The organism is Ideonella sp., from assembly GCF_044358605.1.
Taxonomy (GTDB): domain Bacteria; phylum Pseudomonadota; class Gammaproteobacteria; order Burkholderiales; family Burkholderiaceae_C; genus Ideonella.
In genome coordinates, this window is the sequence record NZ_JBIKNQ010000077.1 from 1 (window position 1) to 19,586 (window position 19,586).

The 19,586-nt window shown below is 62.6% G+C and carries 18 protein-coding genes and 2 pseudogenes; 11 read left to right on the top strand and 9 right to left on the bottom strand.

Translation table 11 applies throughout. The features are described 5' to 3' along the window. Positions 1-125: 125 nt before the first annotated feature. Positions 126-807, top strand: a pseudogene (locus ACIQ3Q_RS20295) (tyrosine-type recombinase/integrase); the annotation flags it as partial. Positions 808-865: 58 nt separating this feature from the next. Here ACIQ3Q_RS20295 and ACIQ3Q_RS20300 read toward each other — a convergent pair. The 8 genes from ACIQ3Q_RS20300 to ACIQ3Q_RS20335 all read right to left on the bottom strand — a co-directional run bounded on the left by ACIQ3Q_RS20300 (position 866) and on the right by ACIQ3Q_RS20335 (position 9,496). Beyond that, on the bottom strand, positions 866-1,105 hold the full coding sequence (locus tag ACIQ3Q_RS20300) for a type II toxin-antitoxin system Phd/YefM family antitoxin (RefSeq protein ID WP_396271042.1): 240 nt from the start codon (positions 1,103-1,105) through the stop codon (positions 866-868). 79 nt (positions 1,106-1,184) lie between these two features. Next, complete coding sequence (locus ACIQ3Q_RS20305; RefSeq protein WP_396271043.1) at positions 1,185-1,940, bottom strand: SGNH/GDSL hydrolase family protein; 756 nt, start codon at positions 1,938-1,940, stop codon at positions 1,185-1,187. Next, a complete protein-coding gene (locus ACIQ3Q_RS20310) occupies positions 1,937-2,707 on the bottom strand; it encodes an enoyl-CoA hydratase (RefSeq protein WP_396271044.1) in 771 nt (256 codons plus the stop codon). The genes ACIQ3Q_RS20305 and ACIQ3Q_RS20310 overlap by 4 nt, the downstream gene beginning before the upstream one ends. Positions 2,708-2,852: 145 nt before the next feature. After that, the gene (locus ACIQ3Q_RS20315) at positions 2,853-4,052 is read right to left on the bottom strand and encodes an acetyl-CoA C-acyltransferase (protein ID WP_396271045.1); all 1,200 of its coding nucleotides are present in this window, start codon (positions 4,050-4,052) and stop codon (positions 2,853-2,855) included. A gap of 14 nt (positions 4,053-4,066) precedes the next feature. After that, entirely contained in the window at positions 4,067-6,448 is a 2,382-nt protein-coding gene (locus ACIQ3Q_RS20320) for a 3-hydroxyacyl-CoA dehydrogenase/enoyl-CoA hydratase family protein (protein ID WP_396271046.1), read from the bottom strand. Positions 6,449-6,517: 69 nt separating this feature from the next. After that, the gene (locus ACIQ3Q_RS20325) at positions 6,518-6,952 is read right to left on the bottom strand and encodes a DUF2147 domain-containing protein (RefSeq protein WP_396271047.1); all 435 of its coding nucleotides are present in this window, start codon (positions 6,950-6,952) and stop codon (positions 6,518-6,520) included. Between the two features lie 35 nt (positions 6,953-6,987). Continuing rightward, entirely contained in the window at positions 6,988-8,778 is a 1,791-nt protein-coding gene (locus ACIQ3Q_RS20330; protein WP_396271048.1) for an acyl-CoA dehydrogenase C-terminal domain-containing protein, read from the bottom strand. A 40-nt stretch (positions 8,779-8,818) separates the two neighbouring features. Next, on the bottom strand, positions 8,819-9,496 hold the full coding sequence (locus tag ACIQ3Q_RS20335) for a TetR/AcrR family transcriptional regulator (protein WP_396271049.1): 678 nt from the start codon (positions 9,494-9,496) through the stop codon (positions 8,819-8,821). 289 nt (positions 9,497-9,785) lie between these two features. Between ACIQ3Q_RS20335 and ACIQ3Q_RS20340 the strand changes: the two genes are divergently transcribed. The 10 genes and pseudogenes from ACIQ3Q_RS20340 to soxB all read left to right on the top strand — a co-directional run bounded on the left by ACIQ3Q_RS20340 (position 9,786) and on the right by soxB (position 19,079). Beyond that, positions 9,786-10,343 (top strand): HNH endonuclease, encoded by a 558-nt coding sequence (locus ACIQ3Q_RS20340; RefSeq protein WP_396271057.1) that lies wholly within the window; start codon positions 9,786-9,788, stop codon positions 10,341-10,343. A gap of 89 nt (positions 10,344-10,432) precedes the next feature. Next, positions 10,433-11,482, top strand: coding sequence for an MBL fold metallo-hydrolase (locus ACIQ3Q_RS20345; protein WP_396271050.1), 1,050 nt, complete (start codon positions 10,433-10,435; stop codon positions 11,480-11,482). Beyond that, positions 11,482-12,096 carry a class I SAM-dependent methyltransferase gene (locus ACIQ3Q_RS20350; RefSeq protein WP_396271051.1) on the top strand — a complete coding sequence of 205 codons (615 nt, stop codon included), beginning with the start codon at positions 11,482-11,484 and terminating at the stop codon, positions 12,094-12,096. The genes ACIQ3Q_RS20345 and ACIQ3Q_RS20350 overlap by 1 nt, the downstream gene beginning before the upstream one ends. A gap of 196 nt (positions 12,097-12,292) precedes the next feature. Continuing rightward, positions 12,293-13,687, top strand: coding sequence for a sulfite dehydrogenase (gene soxC, locus ACIQ3Q_RS20355; RefSeq protein ID WP_396271052.1), 1,395 nt, complete (start codon positions 12,293-12,295; stop codon positions 13,685-13,687). A 10-nt stretch (positions 13,688-13,697) separates the two neighbouring features. Then, positions 13,698-14,762, top strand: a complete 1,065-nt coding sequence (locus ACIQ3Q_RS20360; protein WP_396271053.1) for a c-type cytochrome — start codon at positions 13,698-13,700, stop codon at positions 14,760-14,762. Between the two features lie 69 nt (positions 14,763-14,831). Continuing rightward, positions 14,832-15,290: a thiosulfate oxidation carrier protein SoxY gene (soxY, locus tag ACIQ3Q_RS20365; RefSeq protein WP_396271054.1), complete on the top strand. Its 459-nt coding sequence runs from the start codon at positions 14,832-14,834 to the stop codon at positions 15,288-15,290. 56 nt (positions 15,291-15,346) lie between these two features. Then, positions 15,347-15,658 (top strand): thiosulfate oxidation carrier complex protein SoxZ, encoded by a 312-nt coding sequence (soxZ, locus tag ACIQ3Q_RS20370; RefSeq protein WP_396271055.1) that lies wholly within the window; start codon positions 15,347-15,349, stop codon positions 15,656-15,658. Positions 15,659-15,748: 90 nt separating this feature from the next. Then, positions 15,749-16,582 carry a sulfur oxidation c-type cytochrome SoxA gene (soxA, locus tag ACIQ3Q_RS20375; RefSeq protein ID WP_396271056.1) on the top strand — a complete coding sequence of 278 codons (834 nt, stop codon included), beginning with the start codon at positions 15,749-15,751 and terminating at the stop codon, positions 16,580-16,582. 16 nt (positions 16,583-16,598) lie between these two features. Then, positions 16,599-17,249, top strand: a pseudogene (soxX, locus tag ACIQ3Q_RS20380) (sulfur oxidation c-type cytochrome SoxX); the annotation flags it as partial. Positions 17,250-17,342: 93 nt separating this feature from the next. Beyond that, positions 17,343-19,079 carry a thiosulfohydrolase SoxB gene (soxB, locus tag ACIQ3Q_RS20385; protein ID WP_396271058.1) on the top strand — a complete coding sequence of 579 codons (1,737 nt, stop codon included), beginning with the start codon at positions 17,343-17,345 and terminating at the stop codon, positions 19,077-19,079. Between the two features lie 374 nt (positions 19,080-19,453). On the opposite strand, the gene ACIQ3Q_RS20390 is transcribed toward soxB, so the two are convergent. Further along, a complete protein-coding gene (locus ACIQ3Q_RS20390; RefSeq protein ID WP_396271059.1) occupies positions 19,454-19,558 on the bottom strand; it encodes a YeeE/YedE thiosulfate transporter family protein in 105 nt (34 codons plus the stop codon). Between the last annotated feature and the right edge of the window lie 28 nt (positions 19,559-19,586).

The following is a 19,586-nucleotide window of genomic DNA, read 5'->3' on the forward strand; positions in this document are numbered from 1 at the left end:
TGATGAACAGGCTCTCGGTGAAGGTGTCGGCGCCGCGCATAGGTCTCTCTCAGATCGGGATGCTCACATTGTCCTCGCTGCGCCTCGCTCGACCATCACAACCGGTCGGTATTTCAGCAGCCTGCTATAGCCTCAGCACCGAGCAGGTCTACGTCTACTGGGTGCGCTTCTTCATTCGCTGGTCGGGCCGTGGCGGGGTCATGCGGCATCCACGCACAACCAAGCTTTGAGCGCGATTCTGTTTCTTTACCGGGAAGTACTCGCTGTTGAGTTACCTTGACTCAGCAACATCAACCGCCCTACCCAAAAGCGGCACATTCCCAGTGTGTTGACGATAGACGAGGTAGCCGGGGTGCTGGCACAGATGCAAGGTGAAACCGCGCTGATGGCCCGCCTGCTTTACGGCACGGGCATGTGCCTGATGGAGGGAATGCGTCTTCGTATCAAAGATGGGGATTTTGATCGGCATGTGATCATCGTGCGTAATGCCAAAGGTGGCAAAGACCGTCACCCACCTTGTCCATCGATCCGCGCAGCGGCATGGAGAGGAGTCACCATCTCTACGAAGACCGTGTGCAACGCGCGCTGAAGAAGGCGGTACCGCTGGCAGGCATTGCCAAACCGGTGTCCGTTCACACTCTGCGCCACTCTTTTGCCACCCATCTGCTGCAGTCGGGCATCGACATCCGCACCGTGCAAGAGCTGCTGGGCCATTCAGATGTATCCACCACCATGATCTACACCCACGTTCTCAAAGTGGGCGGTAGCGGGGTGCGCAGCCCTTTGGATGCCATGGGGCTGGTTTGAAGCCGCTTTTGCTTGGCAGCGATGGCACGCCTTCGCGCAGGGCTGTCCAACAGCCGCGTCAATGCTCCAGCAACTTTTTGTCAGTGATTTCAAAGTCGTCAGCAAAGGTGACTTTGGCCACGCCCGCCAAGGTGCCAAGCGTACGAGGTCGTCCCGCTTCGAGTTGCGCATAGGGGATCAGCGCAGCAACCTTTTCATGCTGGTGACCCAAGGTCACGATGAACGTCTCGCCGTGGTGCGCGGCGTCGATGAACTCCTCGAACCGCGCCTTGAACACATCCGCTTGTATGGTTTGCATAGGCTCCTCTTTGGAACGCAGCCATGCTACTCGACACCACTAGCAAACTGATCAAGAGGCTGACAGCAGGCTCACACCCTCACGCCACCAAACCCTGATCCACCTCACCCTCATCCACCTGCGCAATAAAGCCCGCCAGGTGCTCGGCCCAGGCGGCGTAGCCCGCGCGGCCGGGGTGGAAGCCGTCTTCGGCCATCCATTGCGCGGCCGGGGCAGGCAGCGTGGGCAAGGGGGCGTGGTGGCGGCCAGCAGCGCAGGAGACGCGGCTGCGTGCGGCGGCGTCGAGCCTGCGGGCGTCGCGGCCCAGCACGCTGCGCAGGGGCCAGGGCAGCAAGGGGAACTGGTCCATGGGAGGCAGGGCGCTGTGCAGGGTGTGGCGCAGGCCCAGGTGGGCGCGGCCCCAGGCGTCGATGGCGTCCAGGGTGTGAGTAAAACGAGCGGCGGGGGTTTGGGCCACCGCGTCGTTGACACCAACGATGACCAGCAGCCAATCCGTGGGTTCGGGCGGGCTGGCTTGCAGGTGCGCCAGGGCTTCGGCGGCGGTGTGGCCGGTTTGGGCCAGCAAGCGCCAAGCCACAGGGCGGGCCAGGCGGTGGGCCAAGGCGGCCGCCAGGGGCTGGGCCAAGGCTTGGTGTTGGTGGGGGACGCCCACGCCAGCGGCGGATGAATCGCCCAGCACCGCCAAACGCAGGGGCTCACGTTCGGCGTTAAAGGTCATCTCGGGCTCTTCCACGCCCTGGCGCGGCCCTGCGGCTTCAGGCAGGCGCAGCGCGCTGCGCCGCACCTGGCGACCTTGCCAGAGCAGCACCGGGGCCAGCGCCAATTTGGCGATCACGAGAACTGCGAGAAGTCAGGCGCTCGCTTCTGGAAGAAGGCGGTGAAGGCTTCTTTGGCCTCGGGGCTCTGCAAGCGCTGTGCAAACAAGGCGCCTTCGGTCTTGATGACCTGGGCCAATTGCTCGCGCTGCGGGCCCTTCATCAAGCGCTTGGCTTCGCGCACGGCGGCCGGGGGCAGGTTGTTAAAGCGTTCGGCCACGCGACGGGCGTGGTTCACCACCTCGGCGCCGGGCAAGACGGCGTTGGCGATGCCGCATTCCACGGCTTCATCGGGGGTGAAGGGGTCGCCCAGCAGCAGCTTGGGGGCGGCCTTCACATGGCCCATGAGCTGGGGCACCAGCAAGCTGGACGCGAACTCGGGCACCAGCCCTAAGCTCACAAAAGGCATGGCCAAGCGGGCTTCGTCGCTGATGAAGACAAAGTCGCAGTGCAGCAGCAAGGTGGTGCCAATGCCGATGGCCGCCCCGGTGACGGCGGCCACCACGGGCTTGTCGCAGCCAATCAGGGCTTGCATGAACTCAAACACGGGCGCGGGCGAGCCATCGGCCCGAGGTGGGCGCTGCATAAAGTCTTCGATGTCGTTGCCAGAGGTGAAGATGCCGGGCTGACCCGTGATCAGCACGGCCCGCACGCTGGGCTCGGCCTGCGCCGAGCGCAGGGCTTCGGCCATGGCGGTGTACATGGCCTGGGTCAGCGCGTTCTTCTTTTCAGGGCGGGCGATCTCGATGAGGGCCACACCGTTGTGGACGGCGGTTTTGATGGACATGGGCTGGATTCCTTGGGAGTGAAGTTGATGAAAAACCGCCACAGAGGCACAGAGACACTGAGGACTGGCCGTTCGTCAATCAAAACGGCAAACGGGCGACCCTGGTGGGGGCCGCCCGCTGCACGCTCTTAGGTCAGTGTGTTGTTCACAAAGCTTCGAAAATACCGGCAGCGCCTTGGCCAGTGCCCACGCACATGGTCACCATGCCGTACTTTTGCTTGGTGCGGCGCAGGCCGTGGATGGTGGTGGCGGCACGGATGGCACCCGTGGCACCCAGCGGATGACCCAAAGCGATGGCGCCGCCCAGCGGGTTCACCACATCCGGGTTCAGGCCCAGGGTGCGGATGACAGCCAGAGACTGCGCGGCAAAGGCTTCGTTCAGCTCGATCCAGCCCAGGTCTTCTTGCTTCAGGCCGGCATAGCCCAGCGCGGCGGGGATGGCCTCGATGGGGCCAATGCCCATGATCTCGGGGCGCACGCCACGGCTGGCAAAGCTCACAAAGCGAGCCAGCGGGGTCAGGCCGAAGGTCTTGACCGCTTTTTCGCTGGCCAAGATCAAGGCGCCGGCGCCGTCGCTGGTTTGCGAGCTGTTGCCTGCGGTGACCGAGCCCTTGGCCGCAAACACCGGGCGCAGCTTGGCCAGGCCTTCGAGCGAGGTATCGGGGCGGGGGCCTTCGTCCAGGTTGACGGTGCGGGTGCTGTTGCTGATCTCGCCGGTTTCCAGATTGGGCGTGCGGGTGATCACGTCCACCGGGCAGATCTCGTCTGCAAAGTAGCCTGCGGCTTGGGCGGCAATGGCGCGCTGGTGCGAGGCCAGGGCAAAGGCGTCTTGGTCGGCGCGGGTCACGTTCCACTGCTCGGCCACGCGCTCGGCCGTCAGGCCCATGCCGTAGGCAATGCCCACGTTGTCGTCGTCCGCAAAGACGGCCGGGTTGAAGGAGGGCTTGTTGCCGCCCATGGGCACCAGGCTCATGGACTCGGCACCCCCGGCAATCATCACGTCGGCTTCGCCCACGCGGATGCGGTCTGCGGCCATCTGAATGGCTGTGAGGCCCGAGGCGCAGAAGCGGTTGATGGTGACACCGCCCACCGAGTGCGGCAGGCCCGCCAAGGCCACGGCCACGCGGGCCATGTTCATGCCTTGCTCGCCCTCGGGGAAGGAGCAGCCAATGATGGCGTCTTCAATGGCCTTCGGGTCCAGTGTGGGCACTTGGCCCAGGGCGCTGCGCAGCGCAGTGATCAGCAGATCGTCCGAACGCGTGTTCTTGAAATAACCCCGGCCTGAGCGGCCGATGGGCGTCCGGCTGGCCGCAACGATGTAGGCTTCTTGCACTTGTTTGCTCATGATGTATTCCTTGATCAGTTGCGGACAGGTTTGCCGGTTTGCAGCATGCCCATGATCCGCTCTTGCGTCTTGGGGTGCTCCAGCAGGCCGCAGAAGTGCTTGCGCTCCAGCGCCATCAGGTATTCCTCGGTCACCAGGGTGCCGGCGTCCACGTCGCCACCGCACACCACATCGGCGATCAGGCTGGCAATGTGGAAGTCGTGCTGGCTGATGAAGCCGCCGTCGCGCATGCCCACCAATTGCGCCGTGATGGTGGCTTTGGCATTGCGGCCAGCCACCGGGAAGCTGAGCTTGGCAGGCGCCCGGTAGCCCGCGTTGGCCAAGGCCTTGGCTTGGCTGATGGCCACGTAGAGCAGCTCGTCTTTGTTGGGCACCACCACGTCGCTGTCCAGCAGATAGCCGATCTTGCGGGCTTCCAGGGCGCTGGTGGCCACGGTGGCCATGGCCGCCGCTTGGAAGCCATCTTTCAAGAAGGCCAGCGGGTCCAGTGCCGGGGCAGCTGCGCCCACTTCGGCCGCACGGCGGGCGATGTAGGTCAGGCCACCACCGCCGGGCACCAGGCCCACGCCCACTTCGACCAAGCCGACATAGCTTTCCATGGCGGCCACGCGCTGGCTGCAATGCACGGCCAGCTCGCAGCCACCGCCCAGCGCCAGACCGCGCATCGCGGCAATAGTGGGCACGCTGGCATAGCGGAAGCGCAGCATCATGTCTTGCAGCTTCTTCTCTTCCGGCGCAATGCCCTTGGCACCCAACTTCATGAAGACAGGCATCAGAGACTCAAGGTTGGCACCGGCCGAGAACACGTCGTCCGGGCTCCAGACCACCAGGCCTTGATAGCCGGCTTCAGCAATCTCCAGCGCCTTGAGCAGGCCGTCGGTGACGGTGGGGCTGATCAAGTGCAGCTTGGCGGTTATGCTGGCGATCACGACCTCGCCGTCCAGCGTCCAGACCCGCACCTCTTCGTTCTTGAAGAGCTCAGTGCCCGACTTCAGCGCGTCCACCGCGCCGCTGCCGCCCACGCTTTCAGGGAAGTGCTGGCGGGCATACACGGCCAGGCTAGAGCGCGGCAGGTATTGGCCCTGCGCGGCCGACCAAGAGCCTTCAGGCGTGTGCACACCCGTGCGTCCATCAAACACCCACGCAGGCAGCGGCGCATTGCACAGGGCCTTGCCGGCATCGATGTCTTCCTTGACCCAGGTGGCCACTTGCTGCCAGCCGGCTTCTTGCCACAGCTCGAAGGGGCCTTGCTTCATGCCAAAGCCCCAGCGCATCGCAAAGTCCACCTCGCGGGCAGAGTCGGCAATGTCGGCCAGGTGCACGGCCACATAGTGGAAGCTGTCGCGCAGGATGGCCCACACGAATTGGGCTTGCGGGTTGGTCGATTCGCGCAGCAGCTTCAGGCGCTCGGCCGCAGGTTTTTTCAGGATGCGCTCGACGATGGTGTCGGCCTTGCCGCCCGAAGGCACATAGCTGGCCGTGGCCGCATCCAAGCGCAGGATGTTCTTGCCTTCCTTCTTGTAGAAACCAGCACCCGCCTTTTGGCCCAAAGCGCCCTTGGCGATCAAGCCAGAGAGCACCGCCGGCGTGGCGTAGCTGGGGTAGAAGGGGTCGGCCTGCAGGTTGTCTTGCAGGGTCTTGATGACGTGGGCCATGGTGTCCAGGCCCACCACATCGGCGGTGCGGAAGGTGCCCGAGCTGGCGCGGCCCATCTTCTTGCCGGTCAGATCGTCCACCACGTCCACGCTCAGGCCAAACTTTTCGGCCTCGTGGATGGTGGCCAGCATGCCGGCAATGCCCACGCGGTTGGCAATGAAGTTGGGCGTGTCTTTGGCGCGCACCACGCCCTTGCCCACGGTGGTGGTGACAAAGGCTTCGAGCTGGTCGAGCACCACAGCCTCGGTGGTGGGGGTGGAGATCAACTCCACCAGGTACATGTAGCGCGGTGGGTTGAAGAAGTGGATGCCGCAGAAGCGGGGCTTCAGGCTTTCGGGCAGCGCTTCAGCCAGCTTGCTGATGGACAAGCCCGAAGTGTTGGACGCCACGATGGCGCCCGGCGCCACAAAGGGGGCGATCTTGCTGTAGAGGTCCAGCTTCCAGTCCATGCGCTCGGCAATGGCCTCGATGATCAGGTCGCAGTCTTTCAGCAGCTCCAGATGCTCTTCGTAGTTGGCAGGCTGGATGCGGGCCGCATGCTCGGCCACGCCCAGCGGTGACGGCTTGAGCTTCTTCAGGTTCTCGATGGCCTTCAGCGCAATGCCGCTCTTGGGGCCTTCTTTGGCGGGCAGGTCAAACAAGACCACCGGCACTTTGACGTTGACCAAGTGGGCCGCGATCTGCGCGCCCATGACGCCGGCGCCGAGCACGGCCACCTTGCGAACGTTGAATTTGCTCATGTGTGTTCCAGAACGGTAGGCAAAAGTGGTGCGCCCGGCTGGGCGGCACCACAGAGTCTCATGTCAGCGTTATTCGACGCGGATCCAGATTTGATTGCGGTGGAAGGGGCCGACATAGCCACGCACTTCCAGCTTCTTGCCGCCCTCCAGGGGCTTCATGCGCAGCTTGTAGGTCTTGCCGTTGTTGGGGTCGAGGATCTCGCCGCCTTCCCAGTGATCTTTGTCGTCCGCACTTTGCTTAGCGCCGCGGATGATCTGCATGCCCACGACGGGCTTGTCCTTGCGGTCGTCGCTGCATTTCTCGCACACGGCGTTGGCCTTTGCCGGGTCGGTGACCTTCTCGACCTTGCCGCTGAGCACGCCACCGGCGTCGGTGATGCGAACCAGCGACTTCTCTTGCTTGGTCTCGTCGTCAATGGTGCGCCACAGGCCTGCCGGGTTGGCTTGGGCGAAGGCGGTGGCGCTCAGAACGCTCAGGGTCAAGGCAGTGATCAGTGCTTTCATCGAAGGTCTCCTAGGGTTTAGGGGCAGTGAAGCGGTCAGAACAGGGCTTCGTCCATGGCCATCAGCGGGGCCACGCCCGCACGCGCGGTGCGGATGAGGCTGGCCGTTTCAGGCAAGAGCTTGGCGAAGTAGAAGCGGATGGTATGCAATTTCGCGGTGTAGAAGGGATCACCCGAGTTCTGCTTGTCCAGCGCAATCTTGGCCATGCGGGCAAACAGGTAGGCAAAAGTCAGGTGGCCCACCACACGCAGGTAGTCCACCGACGCGCCGCCCACCTCGTCGGCATTGCCAAAGGCCTTCATGCCCAGCTCGGTGGTCAGTTTGGTGACTTTGTCGCCCAGGTCGGCCAGCGGGTTGATGAACTCCTGCATGTCTTCGCGCACGCCTTCTTCTTCCACGAACTCGGCGATCTTCTTGCCAAAGGCCTTCAGCTTCTTGCCGTTGTCGCCCAAGATCTTGCGGCCCAGCAGGTCCAGCGATTGCACGGTGTTGGTGCCTTCGTAGATCATGTTGATGCGGGCATCGCGCACGTACTGCTCCATGCCCCACTCGTGGATGTAGCCGTGGCCGCCATAGACCTGCATGCAGTGCGAGGTGGCCAGCCAGCCGTTGTCGGTGATGAAGGCCTTGATGATGGGGGTCAGCAGGGCCACTTCATCAGCAGCTTCCTTGCGCACGTCTTCGTCGGGGTGGCTCAGCTCTTTGTCGAGCTGCACCACGGTGTAGACGGCGAGTGCACGGCCGCCTTCTGCAAAAGCGCGGGCGGTCAGCAGCATCTTGCGCACATCGGGGTGCACGATGATGGAGTCAGCAGGCTTGTCGGGTGACTTGGGGCCGGTGAGCGAGCGCATCTGCATGCGGTCTTTGGCATAGGCCACAGCGTTTTGATAGGCCACTTCGGTCAGGCCCAGCGACTGGTTGCCCACGCCCAAGCGGGCGGCATTCATCATCACGAACATGGCGGCCAAGCCCTTGTGCGGCTGGCCCACCAGGGTGCCCACAGCGCCATCCAAGATCATCTGGCAGGTGGAGTTGCCGTGGATGCCCATCTTGTGCTCCAGAGCACCGCAATGGATGGCGTTGCGCTCACCCACGCTGCCGTCGGCATTGATGTGGAACTTGGGCACGATGAACAGCGAAATGCCTTTGGAGCCTGCGGGGGCGTCGGGCAGGCGGGCCAGCACCAAGTGGACGATGTTCTCGGCCAGGGTGTGCTCACCAGCGCTGATGAAGATCTTTTGGCCGGTGATCTTGTAAGTGCCATCGGCCTGGGGCTCGGCCTTGGTGCGCAGCATGCCCAGATCGGTGCCGCAATGCGGCTCGGTCAGGCACATGGTGCCTGTCCACTCGCCGCTGACCAGCTTGGTCAGGTAGAGGCGCTTTTGCTCTTCGGTGCCGTGGGCGTGCAGGCACTCGTAGGCACCGTGCGACAGGCCGGGGTACATGGTCCAGGCCTGGTTGGCGCTGTTGAGCATTTCATAGAAGCACTGGTTGACCGTGTGCGGCAGGCCTTGGCCGCCGTATTCCGGGTCGCAGCTCAGCGCAGGCCAGCCGCCTTCCACATACTTGGCATAGGCCTCTTTGAAGCCGGTGGGGGGTGTGACCTCGTGGGTGACCTTGTCGAGCTTGCAGCCTTCGGCATCCCCGCTGATGTTGAGAGGGAAGAGCACTTCGGCGGCGAACTTGCCGCCCTCTTCCAGAACCGCATTGATGGTGTCAGCGTCGATGTCGGCGTGGGACGGCATCTGTTTGAATTCGCTGCTCACGTCCAGCAGCTCGTGCAGCACGAATTGAAGGTCGCGCAGAGGTGGGTTGTACTGGGCCATGGTGTGCTCCTGTCGAAAAAAGGTCAGCGCCGCTGCCGGCTCAAGGGGTGGGACGGGTGAAAGGCCGCACCACCGTAGTGGCAGGTGCGGGCTCGGCGTAATCGCGGATGGTTCGGGCAAAGGCGCGCCGCGCGCGCTCTACAGCGCCAGGGTTGCGCAAGAAGCGTGCGTCGTAGTGCAGGGCCAAGATCAGGCCGTGCAGCTCGAACAGCAGTTGGTCGGGGTCGGTGTCAGGTTGCAGGTCGCCCGTATCAATGGCCTGCAGGATGGCGCGGGCCAGTGCGGCTTGCCAGGCTTTGACCATGCTGGCCAGAGCGTCGCGCACGGGGCCGGGGCGGTCGTCAAACTCGACGGCGCCGCTGATATAGATGCAGCCGGAGTCGATTTCCACCGACACCCGCTTGACCCAGTTTTCAAACAAGGCGGTTACGCGCGGCAGGCCGAGCTTTTCGCGGATGGCGGGAAAGAAGACTTCTTCTTCAAACTTGGTGTGGTACTCGCGGATCACGGAGATCTGCAACTCCTCGCGCGAGCCAAAGTGGGCAAACACGCCGGACTTGCTCATGCCGGTGACCTCGGCCAAAGCGCCAATCGACAAGCCCTCCAAGCCCATGTGCGAAGCCAAGCCCAAGGCGGCCTCCAAAATGGCAGCGCGCGTCTGCTGACCTTTGTGCAAGGTGCGCGACGAGCTGCGGCGGTTGTTGGCGGAGGTGTTCACTGGCGTGTTGTCGGCTGATCTGAGCCAACCCTGAAACGAACGGTCGTGCTATTTTGCAGAAGTCGCGGCATTTGGCGAGTCCTCAACCCTGTTTATTTCTAGGGTTCTTGGCCTAATGCGCCCAAAAATTCGGGTTTTCCCTTGGATTTCAGCCACTGGGGCCGGTGCGGTCAAAGTGTCTTGAGCCTGTCATCGGCAAAGCGCTATGCTCAGGGGTGATGCGCCAAGACGGCGCGGCGGCGCATCGCGTGCCCCCTATCCGCGTCAATGCTCAAGGAGCATGTTTGCGATGGATGTCTTGCAACTCGACATTTCTGGTCGCCCTCAGGCTTGGATGACGGTGCGCCAAGCGGCGCTGCTGTATGCCTCCGACGCGATTGCCTGGACGCTGGGCGACCCCTGCCAAGTGCTGCGCGGAGGGGTGCAGCGCAGCACGGGCTTGCGCTCCCGCATCGAGGTTCACGCCATCATCGCCGTCAAAGGCGCCATTCCGGCGCGGGCCTGGCGGGTGAACCCCGCGCTCACCAACCCCAAGTTGTTTGCGCGTGATCGGCAAGTGTGCGCCTACTGCGGTCACCGCTTCCACGTAGACGACCTGACCCGCGAGCACATCATCCCCGTCTCGCGGGGTGGCGAAGACAGTTGGATGAACTGCATCACCGCCTGCCGGGGCTGCAATGGCCACAAGGGCAGCCGCCTGCCCGAAGAGGCGCGCATGAGCCTGCTCTACCTGCCCTATGTGCCCAGCCTGCATGAAGACATGATCTTGCGCGGGCGGCGGATTCTGTCGGACCAAATGGGCTTCTTGCTGGCCAGCGTGCCCCGAGGCAGCCGGCTGCACGGCTGAGGGGCCACCACGACGCCTGGGCATGAGGCACGGACGCACCGCTTTAATCGGTGTATGCTTATTTATAAGTCAAAGCCGATGGAGTCTTCATGTTGCCCACGCCTTCAGCCCCCTCCTCCTCTGAGGCGTCGTCACGCCGGCATCTGCTGAAGCAATGGGGCCGGTATGGCTTGGCGGCCACGGCAGCCCTGAGCCTGCCACCCCTGCTGCAGGCCGCACAAAGTGCGGCGGACTTCATCCGGGGGCCTGCGGTGCCCGACTACCCGCTCAAGCGCCTGAGCCCACGCGTCAGCATGGTCTGGACGCCTGACGGCTTTCCCACCCCCGAGAACCGGGGGATGATGGCCAACATCACCTTCATCGAGACCAGCGCGGGCGTGGTGGTGGTGGACACTGGCGCCTCGGTACAGATTGGTGAGATGGCGATTCGCCGCCTGCGCAGCTTCAGCAGCAAGCCGGTGGTGGCCTTGATCAACACCCACTTCCATGGCGACCACTTCTTGGGCAACCAAGCCTTTGTTGACGCCTTCGGCAAAGCCCTGCCCATCTACGCCCACCCCTTCAGCCGCCAGCACATTCAAGGGGCCGCAGGCAATATGTGGCGCAGCATGATGGAGCGCTGGACCAACGGCGCCTCCGCCGGGACGGAGCTGGTGGTGCCCACCCACACCGCCGTGCATGGCCAAGAACTGCGCTTCGGCGACACCCTGCTGCGCATTCACCACTATGGTGTGGCCCACACGCCCGGTGACATCTGCGTGGAGGTGATGCCAGACCAAGTGGTGATGGTGGGCGATGTGGCCATGAACCGCCGCATTGCCAATATGGATGAGGGCAGCTATTTGGGCAGCCTGAAGACCATGACCGAGCTGACGCGCAACACCCAAGCCAAACTCTGGGTGCCAGGGCATGGCGATGCATCCCCCACCCTGTTGGTCGAGCAAAGCGAGTTGTTTGAAGGCATTTACCGCCCTTGCGAGCAGGCCGTCAAAGCGGGCCAAGACGAAGCCGCCGCCAAGGCCCGCGTGCTGGCCGACCCTCGTGTGGCGAAACACGCCAAGCACACCCAAGGCTGGGACGGCAATATCGGCAAGTACATCAGCCTGGCCTATCTGGAAGCCGAGAAGGAAGCCTTCTGATGCAGGGGTTTTGGAACGAACGCTTCGCTGCGCCGGGCTACAAGTACGGCACGGCACCGAATGCCTTCTTGGTGGAGCAAGCCGCCACCTGGCCAGCCGCACAAACCGTGTTGGCCGTGGGAGATGGCGAAGGGCGCAACGGCGTGTGGCTGGCCGAGCAAGGTCATCAGATTTTGGCCGTGGATTACGCCCAGGCCGGGCTGGACAAGGCCCTGGCGCTGGCCAAGGCGCGTCGCCTTGAGCCCAGCCGCTATGCCACGCTGTGTGCCGACTTAGCCACCTGGCGGCCGGCACCGGACAGCGCTGACGCGGTGGTCTTGATCTATTGCCATCTCGCCTCGGCGCTGCGCCGCCCCGCCCACCAGCACTTGGCGCAAAGCCTCAAGCCCGGCGGCCGCTTGGTGCTAGAGGCCTTTCACCCGACGCAAAAAGGCCGCCCCAGCGGGGGCCCGCAGGACGTGGACATGCTCTACACCCTGGCCGACCTGCGCGCAGACTTTGCGGGCGAACTGGACGAGGTGCTGGGCTGGGAAGGTGAAGTGCTGTTGGACGAAGGCCCCGGCCACCAAGGGCCCGGTTTGGTCACCCGCTTTGTGGGCATCCGGCCTGAGTGAGCGTTGTCAAGCCTAGCGCCTTGATCTAGCGCATGGGGCGGAGGCGACAGAAGCAATCGGCGGCGATACGTCAACAGGGTTAATCAGTGTTTTCACCAGCTTCGTGTCAGGCTGTTCAGCTTAATATCTGTTTTTGCTTATTTATAGATTTTTAGCCTTGGTTCGCCAGGGCTGCCCGATCCACCAAGGAGCGACTGTGCAACGCGACGACGATCTCATCCAGCGGCCTGACGGCGCCTCAGGTCGCCTGATCAAGGCCCCTGAGAATTTTCTTGACGCCGATGGCGTCCGTACTGTGTTCGCGGAAGGCAAGCAAGGTCGCCGCGGGTTCATCCGCCACGCCTTTGCGGCCGCCGCAGCCACAGGTTTGGCGGCCACCGCCCGCGCGCAGTCCAACCCGGTGTCGGGCGACGGAGACTCCAACATCCTTGAGCTGCCTGAGCACACCAAGGGCCTGGGTCAGCCCGTCGTCACCGACGGTTACGGCAAGCCGTCCAAGTACGAAGCCAATGTGCAGCGTCGCCAAAGCCCAGGCCTGACCCAAACGGCGCAGGCCTCGGTCTCCTTTGCGCCGCTGCAGTCGCTGTTCGGCATCGTCACCCCGTCGGGGCTGCACTTCGAGCGCCACCATCAGGGCTGGTGGGACATCGACCCCTCCAAGCACCGCCTGATGATCAACGGCTCGGACCCCAGCTTGCTGAAGACGCCCAAGGTCTTCACCATGGACGAGCTGATGCGTCTGCCCTCGGTCTCGCGCTTCCACTTCATTGAGTGCGGCGCCAACACCGGCATGGAGTGGGGCAATGTGGCCGTGCCTACGGTGCAATACACCCACGGCATGATCAGCTGCTGCGAGTTCACCGGCGTGCCGCTGAAGATCTTGCTGGACATGTGTGGTGTCGACTACAAGCGCGCCCGCTTTGTGCTGGGCGAAGGCGCTGACGGCTCGTCCATGACCCGCACCGTGCCCATGGAGTTGATCGAATCGGGCGAAGTCTTCGTGGCCTACGGCCAGAACGGCGAGATGCTGCGCCCCGAGAACGGCTACCCGCTGCGTTTGGTGGTGCCCGGCGTGCAGGGCGTGAGCTGGGTGAAGTACCTGCGCCGCATTGAAGTGGGCGACAAGCCTTACGGCGCCAAGGACGAAGCGATTCACTACATCGACCTGATGCCAGACGGCTTGCACCGCATGTACTCCAGCACCCAAGAGTGCAAGAGCGTAGTGACCACCCCCTCGGGTGGACAGGTTCTGCTGGACAAAGGCTTCTACAACATCTCGGGCCTAGCATGGTCGGGCAAGGGCAAGATCAAGCGGGTGGATGTCTCGGTGGACGGCGGCCGCAACTGGCGCACCGCCCGCATGGAAGGCCCAGTGATGAGCAAGTCCCTGACGCGCTTCAACATTGATTGGAGCTGGGATGGCAAACCCGCCATCATCCAAAGCCGCGCGATGGATGAAACCGGCTATGTGCAGCCCACGTATCAGCAAACCCGCGCGGTGCGTGGCACACGCTCGATCTATCACAACAACTCCATCCAGTCCTGGCTGGTCCAGGAAAGCGGCGAGGTGAAGAATGTCCAGCTCTCCTAAGGCGCACACCATGAGCAAACGCCTGACCTTGGCCCTTGCGTTGGCCACCTTGAGCGCCGCAGCGGTGGCGCAATCCTCCAGCTACCCTGGCGTCGGGCGTCCCGCCACCCCCAAAGAGGTGGCCGCTTGGGACATTGATGTCCGCCCCGACTTCAAAGGCCTGCCTAAGGGCTCCGGCTCTGTGGCCAAGGGCCAGGACGTTTGGGAAGCCAAGTGTGCGTCTTGCCACGGCGTGTTTGGCGAAGCCAATGAGGTCTTCTCCCCATTGGTCGGAGGCACCACTGCCGACGATGTCAAAACAGGGCGGGTGGCCAGACTGCTGGATCACAGCTTCCCTGGTCGCACCACCTTGATGAAGGTCTCGACCGTCTCGACGCTCTGGGACTACATCAACCGTGCCATGCCCTGGACGGCGCCGAAATCCTTGACGACGGAAGAGGTCTACAGCGTCACGGCCTACATGCTGAACATGGGCGGCATCGTGCCGGACAACTTTGTGCTGTCCGACAAAACCATGGCTGAAGCCCAAGCCCGCATGCCCAACCGCAATGGCATGACCACTGATCACGCCATGTGGCCGGGCAAAGGCATGGGACACAACAAGCCAGATGTCCAAGCCAAGGCTTGCATGACCAACTGCGCACCAGAGGCCAAGGTGGGCTCCTTCCTGCCGGACTTTGCGCGCAACAACCATGGCAACTTGGCGGAGCAGAACCGCATGGTCGGCCCACAGCGGGGTGCCGACACCACCCAGCCTGAAGGCACTGCACCCGCCAAAGCCGCGCCTGCCGCAGCACCCAAGGCTGCGGACGCAGGCACCGCAGCCGCCCTGGCGCTGATCAACAAGCACACGTGCGTCGCCTGCCACGGCGTGGAGAGCAAGCTGGTCGGCCCCGGCTTCCGTGAGATCAGCAAGAAAATGGCTGGAAAGGCCGATGCCTTGGAGTATCTGACCAGCAAGATCAAGGTCGGTGGGGTGGGCGTATGGGGCCAAATTCCTATGCCTGCTCAGACCTTGTCCGATGCGGACGCTCGTGCCATCGCACAGTGGATCGCCGACGGCTCCAAGAAGTAAAACCACTCTCGCTTCTATCCGTGTATTGCGATAGAGTTAATCAAGTCAAGCCAACCTAGGAGTTGTGAAATGCAAACCCGTCGTCAAATCCTCGCGCAAAGCGCGACCGTCGCAGGCCTGATGGCCGCTGCAGGCTTGTTGCCTGCCACCGCCATGGCTGCCTGGAACGGCGGCGCCTTTGAAGCCAAGAACATGGCTGACCTCATGAAGGCGCTGGGCGGCAGCGCGCCGGCCGAGAGCAAAGATGTCACCGTCACTGGGCCTGACATCGCTGAGAACGGCGCCGTGGTGCCCGTGGGTGCCTCAACGGCTTTGCCCGGCGTGAAGCGCCTGCTGATCTTGGTCGAGAAGAACCCCTCCATTCTGGCCGCCTCTTTCGACGTGACCGACGCCGTTGATGCCAATGTCGCCACCCGCGTCAAGATGGGTCAATCCTCGGATGTCTACGCTGTGGCCATGATGAATGACGGCAAAGTTTTGTTTGCCAAGAAGGAAGTCAAGGTCACGCTGGGCGGATGCGGCGGTTAAGCCTGCTGCCCGCTCATTGACCCATCTCTATCACTCAGATTTTTTAGGAGTCCCTCATGGCTGATCCGATGCGCATTCGCGCCCAAGCTTCTGGCGACAAAACCACTGTCCGCGTTCTCATGAGCCACGAAATGGAAACCGGCCTGCGCAAAGACGCCGCCGGCAAGTCCATTCCCGCTTGGTTCATTCAAGAACTCACCGCCAGCCTCAACGGCAAGGTCGTGATGACCTCGCAGTTTGGCCCGTCTGTGTCCAAGAATCCCTTCCTGCAGTTCGCCATCAAGGGCGCTAAAGCGGGCGGCAAAGTGGCGATCACCTGGACTGATAACAAGGGCGAGAAGCGGACTGACGAAGCCACCGTCAGTTGAACTTGAAGCACTGCACGCACATACCCGCCACGGCGGGTTTTTGCGCCTAAAGACAGCACTCATAACACGCCCACTGGAGACAAGCAGTCTATGTCCAAGTCCACCCCTCGCCGCACTCTAGCCCTTAGCCTCATGCCTCTCGGCTTGGGCCTGTTGGCTGCCGCAACGACCTTGCCCGCAGTGGCACAAAAGTCCGCCGCCGATGGCATTGCGGAGTACCGCGCCATGTTGGCGGATGGCAACCCTGCCGAGTTGTTCGAAGCCAAAGGTGAAGAGCTTTGGAAGCAGAAGCGGGGCCCAAAAGCTGCGTCATTGGAGAAGTGTGACCTGGGCAAAGGCCCCGGCGTGGTGAAGGGGGCTTGGGTGGAGTTGCCCCGCTACTTTGCAGACACACAGCGTGTGCAAGACCTGGAGTCGCGCCTGCTGACCTGCATGGAAACCCTGCAGGGCTTTGACGCCAAGAAGATTGCTGAGACCGCCTTTGGCAGAGATGAGCAGAAGACCATGGAGGCCTTGGCCGCGTGGATCTCCGGCGCATCCAAGGGCATGAAGATGGCGCTGCCCCAAAGCCATGCGGCAGAGAAGAAGATGTATGAAATGGGCAAGCGCGCCTTCTTCTTCCGGGGTGGCCCCATGGACTTCTCCTGCGCCACCTGCCATGGCGAGGAAGGTAAGCGCATTCGCCTGCAAGATTTGCCTGACTTGCGCAGCAACCCTGGTGACGGCATCGGTTTTGCCGCTTGGCCGGCTTACCGTGTATCGAGCGGTGAGATGTGGAGCATGCAGCGTCGCTTGAACGACTGCTACCGCCAACAGCGCTTCCCCTACCCTGGCTTCGCCTCGGATGTGACCATTGCACTGAGTGTGTACATGGGCGTGAACGCCAAGGGTGCCGAGAGCATCACCCCCGCCATCAAGCGCTGATCTGCCAGGAGTCACCATGAAGAAGTTTTTCAAAGCCCATCGCCTTGCGCTTGGTGTCGTCGCCGCAGCAGTTTTGGCGGGTTGCTCCAGCATGCCCTCTGAGGCTGAGCTGCAAGCCCAGTTCACGAAGATGATGAGCGAGTCCTTCCGGGATCAGGGTATTGCCAAGGTCGATCGCATTCAGCAAGAGCCTTCGCAAGTGGCCTGCTCTACGGGCACGGCGCCAGACCCAGCCACCACCAAACTGATCGAAACGACTGCGCTGGCCACCATCAAGCCGCCCAGTGACGGCAAGTACCTCGGTGACTGGAAAGAAGGCGAAAAGTTAGCTCAGAACGGGCGTGGCATGACCTGGACCGACCGGAGCACTGCCACATCCGCTAACGGCGGCAATTGCTACAACTGCCACCAGGTCAGCAAGGCCGAAATCTCCTTCGGCACCATCGGCCCCAGCCTTTACAACTACGGCAAGCTGCGCGGCGTCAGCAACCCCAACGACCCGGCCTCCAAGGCGATCGTGGAGTACACCTGGGGCAAGCTGTACAACGCATGGGGCTATAACGCCTGCTCCAACATGCCACGGTTTGGCCACCAGGGCTTGTTGGACGAAGGTCAGATGAAGCACATCATGGCCCTGCTGCTCGACCCTGCTTCGCCCGTCAACCAACAAACCGTTTCCGGGCGCCGTGGAAGGCCTCGCCACAAGCGAGGTCGAGTTCAACACGGCGCCCGCATCATTTGCAGCAAGAGAAAGTCCGTCATGAATATCAGTAAACGCGAATTTATGCAGGTGCTCAGCGCCGCCTCCGTGGCGGGCATGGGTTTGGGCAAGTGGGCAGAAGCCGATGCCGCAACCGCTCAGAAAGGCCTGTACGACCTGCCTCGTTTTGGCAATGTGTCCTTCTTGCACATGACGGACTGCCATGCTCAGCTCAAGCCCATCTACTTCCGTGAACCCAGTGTGAATTTGGGCATCGGGAGCATGCAAGGTAACTTGCCGCACCTGGTGGGCGAGCATTTGCTCAAGGTCATGGGTGCCCGCCCCGGCACCGACTTGGCGCATGCCTTTACCTACATGGACTTTGAGAAAGCTGCCCGCCGCTATGGCAAGGTCGGTGGCTTCGCGCACTTGGCCACGCTGGTCAAGATGATGAAGGCCAGCCGTCCCGGCGCTCTGCTGCTCGACGGCGGCGATACCTGGCAAGGTTCTGCCACGGCACTGTGGAGCGATGCTCAAGACATGGTGGAGGCCTGTAAAGCCTTGACCGTGGATGTGATGACCGGCCACTGGGAGTTCACCTATGGCATGGAACGCGTCAAGGAGATTGTGGAGAAGGACTTCAAGGGCAAGCTGGACTTCGTGGCGCAGAACGTCAAGACCAATGACTTTGGCGACCAAGTGTTTGCGCCCTATGTGATCCGCGAGATCAACGGCGTCTCGTGCGCCATCATCGGCCAAGCCTTCCCCTACACGCCCATCGCCAATCCGCGCTATATGGTGGCGGATTGGGGCTTTGGCATCCAAGACGAGAACATGCAAAAGATGGTCGACGAAGCCCGCGGCAAAGGTGCCAAGGTCGTCGTCGTGATCTCGCACAACGGCATGGATGTGGATTTGAAGATGGCCAGCCGAGTGCGTGGCATTGACGCCATCTTTGGCGGCCACACCCACGACGGCGTGCCGGTGGCCATCCCTGTCAGCAATGCGGGCGGTAAGACGCTGGTGACCAATGCCGGCTCCAACGGCAAGTTCTTGGGCGTGATGGACTTTGAAGTCAAGGACGGCAAGGTGGTGGACTTCCGCTACAAGCTGCTGCCCGTGTTCGCCAACCAGCTCAAGGCGGATCCTGAGATGGATGCCTTGATCACCAAGGTACGCAAGCCCTACGAAGCGAAGTTGGCTGAGAAGCTGGCCGTCACCGATGGCCTGCTCTATCGCCGTGGCAACTTCAATGGCAGTTGGGATCAACTCATCTGCGATGCCATGATGGATGTGCAAGGTGCCGATTTGGCGTTCTCACCCGGCTTCCGCTGGGGAACGTCGTTGTTGCCGGGGGATGTGATCACGCGGGAGTTGATGATGGATCAGATCGCCATCACCTACCCCTACGCCACACTCACAGAGATGACCGGGGCTCAGATCAAGACGGTGCTGGAAGACGTGGGCGACAACCTCTTCAATCCCGACCCCTACTACCAACAAGGTGGCGATATGGTGCGCGTGGGTGGCTTGGCCTACACCTGCACCCCCGGGGAGAAGATGGGCAGCCGGATCTCCGACATGCGCCTCAAAGGCAAGGTCTTGGAGGCGGACAAGAAGTACAAAGTGGCAGGCTGGGCTCCGGTGGCGGAAGAAGCCAAGACCATGCCCGGTGTCAAACCCATCTGGGACGTGATGGAGACCTGGTTCAAGTCGCAAGGCGGCCGCGTCAAGCCGCGCACCATCAACACGCCCAAGTTGGTGGGCGTGCAGGGCAATCCGGGCATTGCTGCCTAAGGGCGCGGTGGGAGAACCGCCACAGAGACACTGAGGCACAGAGGCATGACGCCGAGAGATCCGACCCATTGAAGTTTGCGTTCCGTTCGGACTGAGCCCTTCGACAAGCTCAGGACGAACGGTTCATGCATTCGCGGGCCTCATCCATAGCGCTCCACCGGCACCCTGTGCCTGGAGGTTTTCCTCTCTGTGCCTCTGTGTCTCTGTGGTCGTTTTTTCCGGCCAGCACCTTCTCCAACTCGAGCCTCAAGGGCTGACGTAGCCGGGCTCCATAAAGGTCTTGCTGGTCGGTTTGGCCTCTTCCCCTCGGCGGTCCACCAGATAGTCGGTGATGGCGGCTGCCGCCCAGATTGCGACCAAGGTGACCCAAGAGGTCAGCGTGAACACTGCGGCCCCGGGACACCGGCCCCCACCGCGCAGCCACCGGCCAGCATGCCGCCAAAGCCCATCAGCATGGCCCCGGCTATGTAGCGGCGCATGGCCTGCCCGCCTTGGAAGCCTTCCAGC

Excerpts from the sequence above, each read along its gene's own strand:
- ACIQ3Q_RS20300 (WP_396271042.1), bottom strand. The coding sequence starts at position 1,105 with ATGCAAACCATACAAGCGGATGTGTTCAAGGCGCGGTTCGAGGAGTTC.
- soxZ (WP_396271055.1), top strand. The coding sequence starts at position 15,347 with ATGGCTGATCCGATGCGCATTCGCGCCCAAGCTTCTGGCGACAAAACC.
- ACIQ3Q_RS20350 (WP_396271051.1), top strand. The coding sequence starts at position 11,482 with ATGCAGGGGTTTTGGAACGAACGCTTCGCTGCGCCGGGCTACAAGTAC.
- soxA (WP_396271056.1), top strand. The coding sequence starts at position 15,749 with ATGTCCAAGTCCACCCCTCGCCGCACTCTAGCCCTTAGCCTCATGCCT.
- soxB (WP_396271058.1), top strand. The coding sequence starts at position 17,343 with ATGAATATCAGTAAACGCGAATTTATGCAGGTGCTCAGCGCCGCCTCC.
- ACIQ3Q_RS20310 (WP_396271044.1), bottom strand. The coding sequence starts at position 2,707 with ATGTCCATCAAAACCGCCGTCCACAACGGTGTGGCCCTCATCGAGATC.
- ACIQ3Q_RS20315 (WP_396271045.1), bottom strand. The coding sequence starts at position 4,052 with ATGAGCAAACAAGTGCAAGAAGCCTACATCGTTGCGGCCAGCCGGACG.
- ACIQ3Q_RS20330 (WP_396271048.1), bottom strand. The coding sequence starts at position 8,778 with ATGGCCCAGTACAACCCACCTCTGCGCGACCTTCAATTCGTGCTGCAC.
- ACIQ3Q_RS20340 (WP_396271057.1), top strand. The coding sequence starts at position 9,786 with ATGGATGTCTTGCAACTCGACATTTCTGGTCGCCCTCAGGCTTGGATG.
- ACIQ3Q_RS20390 (WP_396271059.1), bottom strand. The coding sequence starts at position 19,558 with ATGCGCCGCTACATAGCCGGGGCCATGCTGATGGGCTTTGGCGGCATG.
- soxY (WP_396271054.1), top strand. The coding sequence starts at position 14,832 with ATGCAAACCCGTCGTCAAATCCTCGCGCAAAGCGCGACCGTCGCAGGC.
- ACIQ3Q_RS20345 (WP_396271050.1), top strand. The coding sequence starts at position 10,433 with ATGTTGCCCACGCCTTCAGCCCCCTCCTCCTCTGAGGCGTCGTCACGC.
- ACIQ3Q_RS20360 (WP_396271053.1), top strand. The coding sequence starts at position 13,698 with ATGAGCAAACGCCTGACCTTGGCCCTTGCGTTGGCCACCTTGAGCGCC.
- ACIQ3Q_RS20320 (WP_396271046.1), bottom strand. The coding sequence starts at position 6,448 with ATGAGCAAATTCAACGTTCGCAAGGTGGCCGTGCTCGGCGCCGGCGTC.
- ACIQ3Q_RS20325 (WP_396271047.1), bottom strand. The coding sequence starts at position 6,952 with ATGAAAGCACTGATCACTGCCTTGACCCTGAGCGTTCTGAGCGCCACC.